We start from the raw sequence: 12602 nt of genomic DNA on the forward strand, positions 1-12602 counted from the left end.
GTGTAAGCGTTGTGAGGCGTTGAGCTAACCTGTACTAATGACTCGTGAGGCTTAACCATACAACCCTAATGGGTTTTACTGAATGAAAGATTTCAGTGCAATTTGCTAAACCTTAGTTTGAATACAAAACACTTAATGAAGTGAGAACGCTCGAAAGAGCTTGAGATGAGCTTTCCGAATTATTAATTTACTGCGACAGCGGTAAAGAGCAGAATTTTGTCTGGTGACAATAGAGCTGTGGAACCACCTGAATCCATCCCGAACTCAGTAGTGAAACGCAGCATCGCCGATGGTAGTGTGGGGTCTCCCCATGTGAGAGTAGGTCATCGCCAGACACCAATTTAGTTTTATTTTTAAGTAAGTAAAACGAAAAGAGATTCAAATCTACTGGCATTAAAGGTAGATAAAGTCGCTTTACGACATAAAAAATTAGCTGATATGGCTCAGTCGGTAGAGCGCATCCTTGGTAAGGATGAGGTCCCCAGTTCGATTCTGGGTATCAGCACCATTGTTAAAGAATTTGTCTGGTGACAACAGAGCTGCGGAACCACCTGATTCCATCCCGAACTCAGTAGTGAAACACAGCATCGCCGATGGTAGTGTGGGGTCTCCCCATGTGAGAGTAGGTCATCGCCAGGCGCCAAATTTGTTTAGTGTCAACGCCTAAACATAAAGAGTTGGAGCGGTAGTTCAGTTGGTTAGAATACCGGCCTGTCACGCCGGGGGTCGCGGGTTCGAGTCCCGTCCGCTCCGCCAACACAACGAAGCCTCGTCAGAAATGACGGGGCTTTTTTGTTTTGTTCTCGTTTTAAATTAATCTATATTTGGATTATTTGAGCTCTTATCATTATTTGTTTCAAGGTTGCAGTATGAACAAGTCTGAATTGGTTAAAGCCATGGCTGAATTATCTGAAACAACGCAAAAAGACACTAAGTCAGCGTTAAACTCACTTTTGAAGATGCTTCATCAAGCGCTCTCTGAGGGGGAAAAAGTATTTTTACCACAGTTTGGTACGTTTGAACTGAGATATCACTTACCAAAGCAAGGACGGAACCCTCAGACCGGAGAAAGCATTGAGATTGAAGGATATAATCAGCCAAGCTTTAAATTCTCGGCTAATGTAAAGCAAGTGATTAACGATTAAGTGTTTGATAGCAGTTTTTCTGCTCTAATCTTTCGATAATGGCATAGTTGGCATCAGGAAATTGATAATTACTGATGTCAGCTTTTGAAACCCACTTTATTTGCTGTTGCTCTAGGCCTTTAGCTTCACCCGTAAATGTAGTTACAAGGTGAATGTCGAGAAACACTTGCTTATCTGGGTAATCAAAGCTTTGGGTCATAAAAGGTGTTGTCGAGGTGACATTAAGGTTTACTTCTTCTTTAAGCTCTCTGATTAACGCTTGTGACGTTGTTTCACCTGCTTCGACCTTACCACCAGGAAACTCCCATTTGCCACCTTGGTGCAAATGATCCAATCGCTTCGAAATTAAAATTTGATTTGCATCGTTAATGATTACGCCCACAGCAACATGAACACGTTTCATGAGTTACCTTTAGTGTTGTCATCATTAAAAAAACTCGGCTCATCATAACCAATATCTTCAAGGTCAATATGAGTAATATCCATTTGTGGATTGACGGGAATAGCGTGTTTCTCTGAAGCCCAATCACCTAAGTCAATCATTTTGCAGCGCTCACTACAAAAAGGTTTAAATTTAGCTTCAGGTTTCCACTCAACATGTTGTTGGCAAGTAGGGCATTTAACCGTTAAAGGCATAGTTTTACTTTATGATAGAAAATAATGGGTAAATGATATCGTTTCTAACGGCAAGCAGCCAGTTCGAATTTAATTGCTTGATCTGTATGCTTATGGTGCTCAAAAGTCACAAAGTGAATGGCAAAACGATTACGGTTGCCACTGACGGTTGGGTAGCAGCCATTACACTCTTCTAGACGCACTCTCACTAACGCTAAAGCTTGATTACTCTCACCTTGGTAAAAGCCGCTAGGGGCTATTTGGGTTTGAAATTGAGCGGTATTCCTGCAGAGTTCTAAAATCAGCTTTACGGCTTCGAGTAATGGCCTGAAGTGTTCACACCAAACTTGGTAATTGTGTTGGCGTTCTGACCAGGGTTTAGCAAGCCAAAAATGTAACTGAGGTAGATCGAAGCTGCAACTGGCACCCGGCATACTAAACCGTTGTCTTATTGCCGATAAAAAACGATCATTTTTGAGCGCTTGCCCCAAGCGTGGTGATTTGATTAGCTGGCAGCGATGTAAATTGATCTTATCAACAAGCTGCTGAATCTGTGGTTTGTCTGAATCTGGGAGATCTCGCCATTTGTTTAGTAGGCAAAGTTGTCGGTCGAATTCTTTGATCACATCATTGCGATAGTCGCAACGTTCACAGAGTTCCCATAAGGAAAATAAAGGAAAAAAACAGGCGTGTTGGTGATCATTCTCAAAATTGAACTCAAGTTGATCAGCGAGGTATTCAAGTCGTAAATAGCTACGAGTTTTTTCGTTGAGAGGCTGTTCGTATGTGAGTTCAGTCATAGTCTTAATCTTTAGCTTTTCTTATTAGTGTTAAGTACTTTTCATGCAGAGCTATAACTGCTTGCTCTAAATCGGTAATCTCTCCTTGATTGCAGATGACGTCGTTGGCCTTTGATAACTTGTCTTTCCGTGACATTTGGCTATCAATAATACTTTGGATCTGAGCTTTTGAAACGGCGTCGCGTTTGGATGTGCGCTTTATTTGCAGTTCGTTTGATATATCAACAACTAAAGTGCGATTTACCAACTTATCTAAACCATTTTCAAATAGCAAGGGCACGACCAACACAGTATACTCACTTGATGAAGAATTAATCAACTGTAACATTCTTGATCTTATTTTAGGATGCAAACACTGATTAAGCCATTGACGTTGATCTTCATTGGAAAATACTTTCTCTCTCAAGCTTGCTCGGTTGAGCTCACCGTTTTCTAATAAAATAGATTCACCGAAATGTGCTGCAATTTCATTAAGCCCTTCGCTGCCAATTGCCACCACTTCACGGGCAACAATATCAGCATCAACAAGCTCAATTCCTTGAGCAGCAAATAAATTGGCGACGGTTGTTTTTCCGCTGCCAATACCACCCGTTAATCCAACGACAAATTTATCCATGGCTTTTAGACCCAATTAATCAAATACCAGTTTACGATGTCTTTTCCCCATAACATGGCTATCCAACCTGCTATCGCAATATAAGGTCCGAAAGGAATTGGATTCCCTGAATGAAGCTTACGGGTGGCAATTAAACCAATACCCACGATGGCGCCAACAAGGGAGGATAATAAAATGATGAGCGGTAGCATCTGCCAACCCAGCCAAGCACCAAATACGGCCATTAATTTAAAGTCGCCATAGCCCATGCCTTCTTTGCCCGTTGCAAGTTTAAACAGCCAAAAGACTGACCATAAACTCAAGTAACCCGCAACAGCACCAATCAGTGATGACTCAAGTGATACGAAAGTGTCATTCACATTTAAAATCAAACCAAGCCACAGCAGGGGAAGCGTTAGGTTATCTGGCAGTAACATTTCATCTAAATCGATGCCTGTAAGAGCAATGAGCACAAAGGTCAAAAAGCTCATTGCAGCAAATTCAAGTGTCGGCCCAAAGTGCCAAGCCAAATATGCCACCATTGCACCAGTGATGAACTCGATGACAGGGTATCTTGCCGATATCGGTTTGCTGCAGCCAGCACATTTTCCTTTTAACAATATCCAGCCCAAAACTGGAATGTTATGCCACGGTTTAATTTTACTGTTGCACTTTGGGCAGGCTGACGTGGGCGTAAGCAAGTTGTACGTTTCAGGAAAGTTATCAATCGGTTTATTGAGTTCCTTTTCGCCCAACGCTTTAAATCGCTGCGGGTGGTACTCTTCTAAATAATGATTACATTCTTGTTGCCACTCTCGTTTTAACATCACTGGCATACGATGAATGACAACGTTCAAAAAGCTACCCACAATAGCAGCAAAGACGAAAGTTAACGTTGTAAAAACAATAGGCTGTTCATTGAGCAAAATTAAAAAATCGGACATGAGTGCTTTCGTGAATGTAATGAGATCTGTGCTTTGATTGTAATATGAATAATGCTGTGATTGCAGGCGTATTTTTCAAAAATGTTAAATTAAGTTTTAACGGATAGTCAGCAATAGCTCATTAAGTTAGTTATTTTGTAAACTGTTCAACCAGTGCTTTTTAAAGTTATCAATCCCACCCGCTAAATCATCTTGATGATTCAAACGACTCTTTAATGAATTTAACCCCGATTTTATGGATAACGCGAAGAATATAAGTTCTGTTTTTTCCTGAGTGTACGGAAGTGAAAATAATTCGGGAAGCTCAGCAAATAACTCGGATATATCACTTTCAGGAACTTCTTCAATTAACACTCTTGGTAGGCTTAATGCTAATTTATCTAGCTGCGCTTGGCATTGAGTTTGGATTGTTTCGACTTCACGTTCCATTTGTTGCGAGGCCGTTACTTGATAGTCCGAGACATCTGCAATTGGGGCTTCATTAACCTGGCTGGTATGTAACTCAGTTAGCTCAGTCGCAATGGTGCACGCACGGGCTTGAAAACGGAGGTGCTCATTTGTAAATGAAGCACCTTCATGGGAGCCGTCGAATATTGTTGTGTCATTAAGATCGAGTACTGACGTTTTAGCTAAAAGGCTTATACCCATGATACCTGAAGGTGCTCGATTTCAGCGAGAATGCACAACTTGTTAATCAAGGCGACAGTGTGCGGCAATAGTGAGCTATTGTTAGCACTGGCAACGAAGAGTAACACGCTGTGCAACTCGCACTGCGTGGACTTCTCAGCGCCAATTCTTCTTTGTTACATTAGCTCGAAAGAATCCCGATATTCCTTCGCTAATGCGCCTCAAAGAATTGGCGCTGAAAAAGTCCTGAAACATGCATCTTCAAGTATCATGGGTATAACACCAAATATCTCATAAACTCAATGTATCTTAAGTTTATAATCAAAGTGGGTTTCAAGTGTTGCCATCAGTTAAAAGGTTAGTGAAGATTGATTAACAAATACAACAGCGTTAACCAACCACATTGCCCATTTCAAAGATTGGTAGGTACATGGCGACGATCAAGCCACCAACTACGGTACCAATGACCACCATCATTATTGGTTCAATTAAGCTGGATAAACCGTCTACCGCATCATCAACTTGCATTTCATAAATGTTGGCGACTTTGTTGAGCATATCATCCAGTGAGCCAGATTCTTCACCAATCATCACCATTTGAATCAGCATGTCGGGGAACAAATTAGTGGTGCGCAAGGCGACGTTCATTTGCATTCCTGTCATGACTTCTTGACGTACTTGCATTAATGCTTTGCGATACACGGCATTACCTGAAGCACCTGCAGCGGACTCAATACCGTCAATCAATGGCACACCTGCGGCAAACGTTGTCGCCAGTGTTCTGGCAAAACGGGCCATGGCGCCTTTATGTAAGATTTCACCGATCAGTGGAATTTTTAAGATTAACGCATCTACTTTGTCGCGAAAATGTTGTGAATTCCGATGGCTATGAATAAAACCAATCACGCCTGCGGTTATGGCGATAAAGAATACCCACCACCATTCTTGTAACCAACGGGAAATGCCGAGTACAAATTGGGTAAAGATGGGTAGCTCTGCACCAAAGCTTTTAAAAATTTCTTCAAATTGGGGGACCACAAACAACAACAATCCAACTGTCACAATTATTGCAACGACGACAACCGCTGCAGGGTAAAACATGGCTTTTTTGATTTTCGACTTTAAGGCTTCGGATTTTTCACGGTAAGTCGCAATGCGATCAAATACGGTATCAAGCGCCCCTGAATGTTCACCTGCAGCGACTAAGTCGACGTATAAATCATCAAAGTAACGCTTGTGTGGACGCAATGCGTCCGAGAGAGGAATACCCGCTTGTAAGTCATTCAAAATGCCACCTAACAGTGTGCGCATCTTTGGCTTTTCATGGCCTTTGGCCAACATTTCAATGGTGGTCACCAAGGGAACCCCTGCGGAAAGCATGGTGGCAATTTGGCGGGTGATCATGGCGATGTCCATTGGCTTAATGGGTTTGTCGCCAGACAAAATCGATTTTGATTTTTTACGAACGGACTTACTGATAATGCCCTGTTGTTTTAATAAGGCACGGGCTTCGGCAACGCTGGAAGCTTGGATGTCGCCCGAGCTTTTCGCGCCGTCACGGTTTAACCCCTTCCACTGAAAGGTAAAGACTGTTTGAGCCGCTTTAGACTTTTTGGCCTTACGATTTGCTCGTTTAGTGCTTACTGATGCCGTTGCCATAATCCTTTCCTGATCATTTCCTGTTTACCGCATAAAAGTTTAAAAACTGGTGACGCGATTAATTTCGTTAATGCTGCTGATCCCTTGTTGTACTTTCATCAACCCAGAATGGCGTAAGGTGCGCATGCCTTGAGTTTGTGCAATCTCAAGTAATTCTAATGAGTTGCCGCCTTCCATGATGCATTTTGATAAATCTTCACTCATTTTCATCACTTCATAAATACCGACACGGCCTTTATAGCCAGCAGTGCATTGGTCACAACCTTCGGGCTTGTAGACAATAAACCCTTGCTCTATTTGTGATTGAGTAAAGCCTAAGCGTTGTAATTCAACTTCTGGCACATCTTCTGGGGTTTTACAGTGTTCACAGAGGCGGCGAGCAAGACGCTGAGCGATAATTAAGCTCACTGAGCTGGCGATGTTATAACCTTGTACGCCCATATTCGATAAACGAGTCAAGGTTTCTGCCGCTGAGTTGGTATGCAGCGTTGATAACACTAAGTGACCTGTTTGCGCCGCTTTAATGGCGATCTCAGCGGTTTCTAAGTCACGGATCTCACCGACCATCACGATATCAGGGTCTTGTCGTAAAAATGAACGCAGTGCCGAGGCAAAGGTTAAGCCTGCTTTTAAGTTGATGTGGACTTGGTTTACGCCTTCAAGGTTAATTTCTACCGGGTCTTCGGCGGTGGAAATATTGCGCTCTTCGGTGTTAAGGATATTCAGGCCAGTATACAAAGAGACGGTTTTACCAGAGCCTGTTGGTCCGGTGACTAATATCATCCCTTGGGGCTGAGCAAGGGCATCCATATACAGTTTTTTCTGATCGGCCTCGTAACCGAGCTTTTCAATGCCGAGTTGCGCTGAGGCGGAATCTAAAATACGCATTACGATTTTTTCGCCCCAAATGGTCGGCAGGGTACTGACACGAAAATCGGTGCTGCGGTTACGCCCCAGCTTTAATTTAATGCGGCCATCTTGTGGCACTCGGCGCTCAGCGATATCCAGCTTACTCATTACCTTTAAACGTGCGGCAATCCGCGCTGATAGGCCAATCGGTGGCTGGGAGATTTCTTGTAACACGCCATCGATGCGAAAACGAATGCGGTATTTTTTTTCGTAAGGCTCAAAATGGAGATCCGATGCCCCTTTACGAATTGCGTCGGTGAGAATTTTATTGATGTAGATAACAATGGGCGCATCGTCTTTGCCGTCACCCGTGTCTTCATCTTTGCGCTCAGTATCGGCAACTTCAATGTCGCCTAAGCCTTCTTCATCGAGGCTGTCTAAATCGAGGCTGGATAAGTCATCTTCTAACACGGTTTCAATGGCGGTTTCGAGCTTATCCACCTCCACTAAAATGGCTTCAGCGTGCATGCCAACATTAAATTGAAACTCTTCTAACGCAGCAATATTAGTCGGATCTGCGGTGGCAATATACAGACGGTTGCCACGTTTAAATAACGGCAAGCAGTGGTGTTTTTCAATCAGCTTACGGTTTAAAAATTCTTCAGGAATGCTGGTTAAATCAAACTCATTGATATCCAGCAGTGGCGTGCCGTATTCTTCGTGGCCTAAATTGGCGAGTGCCAGCGGCGAAAGGATGTTTTCACTGATGAGAATGCTGGGAAATGAGGTGTTGTTTTTACTGGCTTTTTGGGTAAGTTCAGCAAGTTGTGACGACGTAATTTGCTCTTTGCGAATTAAGAGATTAGAAAGACCAGTGTGAAGCACAGTATTAGGCATAAACGACGTGTCTTTTATTGTGATGAGTAATGGTGATGATCATTACTAAGTTTTTGGATCATATTTTACTCAGTCCTTTGAGAAAAAGTACTGAGGTAAAGTACCTCAGTACACAATAAATTTAATTAACAGAATTGAGTTGTGTCGTTACCACAACTTTCTTCCCAAGTCAGTCTACCATCGGCAAATTCACCAGTTAGTGTGTAAGTATCTTTCGGATCAAGACCGTCAATGCTCGCTGGAGTGACTAGAATTTTTACATTCGCAGCAGTGCCAGTAGTTGTTAATGAGTATGGATCACCAGTACCTGCTGTAACATTTGATGGAATACCATTTGAACCGCCTGAACAATTAGTTGTTGCACCTTCTAATTGCGAACATACTTCAACTGCTGATTTTACAGAAGCTGTTGCATTAGTTAATTCTGAAAATTTAGCTTTTAAAGTGTAATTTTGGTATGCAGGTAATCCCGCTGCCGCCAAAATACCAATAATCGCCACAACAATCATTAATTCAATCAGGGTGAAACCCTTCGCATTTTTTACACTCTTCATTGAGTTTAAACCTTTCATGGTTATGTTCTCCACTGTCCACTTTTGTATGACTAAGTGACTAAATTGGTGGTCACTTAAAATTTGAGTACCCAGGTATTCGCGCCTAGGCGCTCGTAACCTTTGCTGCTTCTTAGGTTGCCGACTTACTGCGAGTTTAGGCTCTAGACTCTTAACTCAGCAATTAAGCTAAAGCTTGGCCGGGCAACTTTGTTACTTTGCATTGTCAGTTTGACTGATACTGCAGCTCCATTAACATTGCATCATCCTTGTTTACCTGCTCACCTTGACCACAACATCAAACAAAACTGACTTTTTTGATGTGGGTCACTATAAGTAGGGTAAAAGTATTACAAATTGGGTGAAATTGAAACAAAATTTTGTATAAAAGGTTTAAAAATTTAATCAAAAATGTTGATTTATGTAGAATTTCGTCTGTTTTATGCAAGCGTTATCAGTCATCTCGACGGTTAAATGGTCAATTTTATTGATTTTTATCTGGAGGTGTCAAAAAAATGACGAATTTATATTGTTTTTAATGGTTATATTTATAACGACAGGCTCATTTTGATGAAGGTGCACTTAACCCCATAAGCTCGGCTAAGTTTGTTTGTCTTAAACGAACTTGGCGCAACATTCTATACATCGTTGGGTCACACCACCAATCATCCGTTAAATTCTGTTTTAAGAGGTTGATGTATGGTGACAATTGTACGTGTAATTGTGGGTCACATGCTGTGCCTTTAACATTTTCCACTAATTGCTTGAGATTCTGAAATGGTTGATTTTTGTCAAGCAACATTCCATGAAAAGATATTTGAGGGTTATGGACAGCAGGATCAAAAATTGGCCTAACTGTGAGTCTTTTAGGTTTGCTGCTGCGATCAACATTAAACGTTAAGGTTACAAGGTCTGAATTGTTCTTGCTCACTTCATAGCTAGTAAAATTGGCTGTTCTATATGCTTCGTCTTCTTGCAGATGTTTAAGCCTTTGAGCCATTGTCGGGTCATTATTTGCTAAATATTGCCAAGCATCAGCTAAGTAGTCGTTGGCTTTTGTTTGCTGCCAATGTGCTTTCATTTGGTCGATAGTTTGACGGGTAAACTGCTGCTGTGCTGACATCGACTCAGCTTTCACTTTTGCTGTGACTAGAGTTGCTTTACCATACTTGATGGTGACTTGCCACGGGCCACTAGGGTTTTCAGGTGACTTTGCGATAATGAGTTGTGCTTTGTCTTGCCTATCAATGTGCAGTGTTTTCACAAAATCATCAAAACTTTGCTTCAATTCTGTAAAGTTTTTTGGGTTTTTAGCTTGTTGTTTTAGCAGATTAAATGCTGCTTCTTTATCTTGTGATGTATGGGTTAGTGGTGCGATTGCGTCATGGCGTTTGGGGCGCTCAGTTAAATCTGTTGCAACTGATACTTTAGCGGTTTTCATTTTTGCGCTAGGGGTGTCTAATTTTTTTGTCGATTTCACTTTACTTGCCTCAGAAGACATTGGTAACTGTTTGTTGTTAGTATCTTTTAGATGTGAGGCTTGTGAAGACCCTTGCGAGGATACCTTCTTAGGTGTTGTTTTACTTTTCTCTGTTGGAGTTTTAGAAACCTTATTCGTTTTGTTTACGGCTGTCGATGATGCGCTTGATGCCTGAGACTGCTCAAGTTGCAGAGTGTGATAGGGGTGAGAAATTTGAAATGAGTAATAATATGTAAACCATTTTCTTTGTTTATCTATGCATTTCGAATCTACTGTTATTTCATAGCGTTCTAATGAGTCTTTTGGAGTAAACAAAAGTTTTGTTGGCATTTCCTGACTGTTCCTTGTTTTGTCTGTATGGAACTTTGACGCCACCGAGTCATCGACCCTCTTAATGGTGCCAACGTCTACTTTCATTATGTTAAGTAATGTGCCAAATTCATCATCAGCCGGTGATGTGCTGATTTCTTGTTGATGATACACAGTCGCATTAATAGATTGCCCTACTTCTAAAGATAATAGGGGGTTACTGACAGAAGAAGACATGGCTTTTATTACCTGAAATAATACTCCAGATAATATATCAAATGAATGCGGTGAAGTTTGAGTGTTAGAGTTAAAGTTTGTTAATTACCGACAGGCAAACTGACATATTGACCTGAAAATTCAGCACATACTTGTTGATTACAGATGATGTTTACTTTCAGCTCGAAGCGTTGTTTTTTGCCCGCCACTAAACGAGAAAACTCGAAGTTATGACACGCTACTTGGGCTATTGGTTGCGATGTTACTGGTGCAAGGTAACGAATGTGTCCATCCGCCAGCACAATGTCGCCATTCACATTATTGAGTTTTTGTTGTAACCAAATAGCACCCCAACCCGTAAGTGTCGCGAGGGTTGATAATGAACCAGCAAACATGGTGTTGTGGCAATTGATGTTGGGTTCAATGGGGGCAGTAACGCTAAAAGTACCCCTAGTGAGTTCAAGTGGTTTGATTTGCATAAATTGGCTGACAGGAATGGTGTTATGCCATGTTTGTGTGAGCTGTTGGAGTAACGTTTGGTTGTTAGCTGTCATGATTTTTCTTTTGTCTCTAATGCAAAGGTTACTGGCCCATCATTAATTAGGCTTACTTGCATATCCGCACCAAATTCACCCGTTGCTGTCGTGATATTTTGTTGTTGGCAATACTTCACAAAGTGCTGATACAAGGTATTCGCTTGCTGCGGCGTTGCAGCGGATGAGAAACTGGGTCTACGGCCTCGGCTGGTGTCCGCCGCTAAAGTGAATTGTGAGATCACTAATAGCTTACCTTGAATTTGCTCAAGGTTGAGGTTCATTTTACCGTTATCGTCATTGAATATTCGGTAATTGATAATTCGCTGCGCCAGTTGCTCCGCATCTTGTTGTGTATCTTGTTGCTCAACCCCTAAGAGAATTAAAATCCCTTGATTGATTTGACCAATGGTCTTGTTGTTTACATCAACTTGCGCTTGTTTCACTCTTTGGATTATGGCTTTCATCTTGATTTTCTATGTTATGTAACTGCTCAGTAAATTCGGGTAAGGCGGAGGTGATGACAGCACCCAACAATACAATCATCCATGAGATGTAGACCCAAACAAATAAAATAGGGATGGTGGCCATTGTGCCATAAATGGCTTCATAACTTGGGAAGTGGGTCAGGTAAAAGGTAAAGACTTTTTTACCTGCTTCAAACAAGATTGCTGCGGTGGCTGCACCAATCAGTCCATGTTGCCATTTAACGCTTTGATTCGGCACCGCAAGATAAATCATTAAAAAAGCCACCATTGAAAACAGCATTGGCAAACGAGCAACAAAAAATGGCACAACGTCGGCGATTTGGTCGGCATTAAAAATTTTTAATGATACTAAATAGGATGTTGCCGCTAAACTGGCACCCACAAAGACGGGGCCAAGTGTCAGTACCATCCAATACATTGAGAATGAAATGATTAATCGGCGCTTTTTGGTGACTCGCCATATTTTATTGAGAGTCTTATCAATCGCCGACATCAGTAGAAATGCTACGACCACTAAGGCCAAGATACCTATGGCTGTGCCTTTTGATGCGTTATCGACAAAAGAATTGATGTAGATTTTGATTGTGTCATTAGCTGATGGTAAGAAGTTACCGTAAATGAATACCTCAATTTGTTCACGTATTCCTTGAAACACTGGGAATACAGAGAGCATGGACATCATGACAGCAATGATAGGCACTAAAGAGAGTAAAGTAACGTAAGTTAAATGTCCTGAAACAATATTGATTTGATCTTGTTTTAACCTCTGTTTAAGGTGTAAACAGAATTGATAAAACGTTTGGCTATATTGCTTGAGTTGCTCAATGGTCGGCCATTTCATGGCAATTGCTCCAGTTCCATTTAGAGGGCTTTTTAAATAAGTGGCTAACTATG

Annotated in this window: 14 protein-coding genes, 2 tRNA genes and 2 rRNA genes; 5 read left to right on the forward strand and 13 right to left on the reverse strand. The window is 41.6% G+C overall.

All coding sequences use genetic code 11. From position 1 onward, the window contains the following. Positions 1-219 precede the first annotated feature (219 nt). The 5 genes from rrf (JQC92_RS03605) (at position 220) to JQC92_RS03625 (ending at position 1145) form a co-directional block, all read left to right on the forward strand. Positions 220-335: ribosomal RNA gene (gene rrf, locus JQC92_RS03605) — 5S ribosomal RNA — on the forward strand. Positions 336-432: 97 nt separating this feature from the next. Beyond that, positions 433-508, forward strand: a tRNA-Thr gene (locus tag JQC92_RS03610). Between the two features lie 15 nt (positions 509-523). Continuing rightward, positions 524-639 (forward strand): 5S ribosomal RNA (gene rrf, locus JQC92_RS03615). A 40-nt stretch (positions 640-679) separates the two neighbouring features. Beyond that, positions 680-756: transfer RNA gene (locus JQC92_RS03620), tRNA-Asp, on the forward strand. A gap of 113 nt (positions 757-869) precedes the next feature. Then, the gene (locus JQC92_RS03625) at positions 870-1145 is read left to right on the forward strand and encodes an HU family DNA-binding protein (RefSeq protein WP_204998370.1); all 276 of its coding nucleotides are present in this window, start codon (positions 870-872) and stop codon (positions 1143-1145) included. Here the strand turns inward: JQC92_RS03625 and mutT are convergent. From mutT to JQC92_RS03690, 13 genes are all read right to left on the reverse strand, one after another. Further along, positions 1135-1548 (reverse strand): 8-oxo-dGTP diphosphatase MutT, encoded by a 414-nt coding sequence (mutT, locus tag JQC92_RS03630; RefSeq protein WP_204998371.1) that lies wholly within the window; start codon positions 1546-1548, stop codon positions 1135-1137. The genes JQC92_RS03625 and mutT overlap by 11 nt on opposite strands. Further along, entirely contained in the window at positions 1545-1781 is a 237-nt protein-coding gene (gene yacG, locus JQC92_RS03635) for a DNA gyrase inhibitor YacG (protein ID WP_204998372.1), read from the reverse strand. Before yacG ends, mutT begins: the two co-directional genes overlap by 4 nt. Before the next feature lie 44 nt (positions 1782-1825). Further along, the gene (gene zapD, locus JQC92_RS03640; RefSeq protein WP_204998373.1) at positions 1826-2560 is read right to left on the reverse strand and encodes a cell division protein ZapD; all 735 of its coding nucleotides are present in this window, start codon (positions 2558-2560) and stop codon (positions 1826-1828) included. A 4-nt stretch (positions 2561-2564) separates the two neighbouring features. Beyond that, the gene (gene coaE / locus JQC92_RS03645; RefSeq protein ID WP_204998374.1) at positions 2565-3176 is read right to left on the reverse strand and encodes a dephospho-CoA kinase; all 612 of its coding nucleotides are present in this window, start codon (positions 3174-3176) and stop codon (positions 2565-2567) included. 5 nt (positions 3177-3181) lie between these two features. Further along, positions 3182-4099, reverse strand: a complete 918-nt coding sequence (locus JQC92_RS03650; RefSeq protein WP_204998375.1) for a prepilin peptidase — start codon at positions 4097-4099, stop codon at positions 3182-3184. A 126-nt stretch (positions 4100-4225) separates the two neighbouring features. Next, complete coding sequence (locus JQC92_RS03655; protein ID WP_204998376.1) at positions 4226-4747, reverse strand: hypothetical protein; 522 nt, start codon at positions 4745-4747, stop codon at positions 4226-4228. Between the two features lie 369 nt (positions 4748-5116). After that, positions 5117-6385: a type II secretion system F family protein gene (locus JQC92_RS03660; protein WP_204998377.1), complete on the reverse strand. Its 1269-nt coding sequence runs from the start codon at positions 6383-6385 to the stop codon at positions 5117-5119. 39 nt (positions 6386-6424) lie between these two features. Continuing rightward, positions 6425-8131, reverse strand: coding sequence for a type IV-A pilus assembly ATPase PilB (pilB, locus tag JQC92_RS03665; protein WP_204998378.1), 1707 nt, complete (start codon positions 8129-8131; stop codon positions 6425-6427). Positions 8132-8256: 125 nt separating this feature from the next. Next, complete coding sequence (locus tag JQC92_RS03670; protein WP_204998379.1) at positions 8257-8703, reverse strand: pilin; 447 nt, start codon at positions 8701-8703, stop codon at positions 8257-8259. 541 nt (positions 8704-9244) lie between these two features. Then, positions 9245-10708 (reverse strand): hypothetical protein, encoded by a 1464-nt coding sequence (locus tag JQC92_RS03675; RefSeq protein ID WP_204998380.1) that lies wholly within the window; start codon positions 10706-10708, stop codon positions 9245-9247. An 80-nt stretch (positions 10709-10788) separates the two neighbouring features. Further along, complete coding sequence (locus JQC92_RS03680; protein WP_204998381.1) at positions 10789-11241, reverse strand: thioesterase domain-containing protein; 453 nt, start codon at positions 11239-11241, stop codon at positions 10789-10791. Continuing rightward, positions 11238-11687 carry a D-aminoacyl-tRNA deacylase gene (dtd, locus tag JQC92_RS03685; protein WP_204998382.1) on the reverse strand — a complete coding sequence of 150 codons (450 nt, stop codon included), beginning with the start codon at positions 11685-11687 and terminating at the stop codon, positions 11238-11240. The genes JQC92_RS03680 and dtd overlap by 4 nt, the downstream gene beginning before the upstream one ends. After that, positions 11647-12549 carry a virulence factor BrkB family protein gene (locus JQC92_RS03690; protein WP_204998383.1) on the reverse strand — a complete coding sequence of 301 codons (903 nt, stop codon included), beginning with the start codon at positions 12547-12549 and terminating at the stop codon, positions 11647-11649. The genes dtd and JQC92_RS03690 overlap by 41 nt, the downstream gene beginning before the upstream one ends. Positions 12550-12602 lie beyond the last annotated feature (53 nt).

This window comes from Parashewanella hymeniacidonis (assembly GCF_016900895.1).
Classification (GTDB): Bacteria; Pseudomonadota; Gammaproteobacteria; order Enterobacterales; family Shewanellaceae; genus Parashewanella; species Parashewanella hymeniacidonis.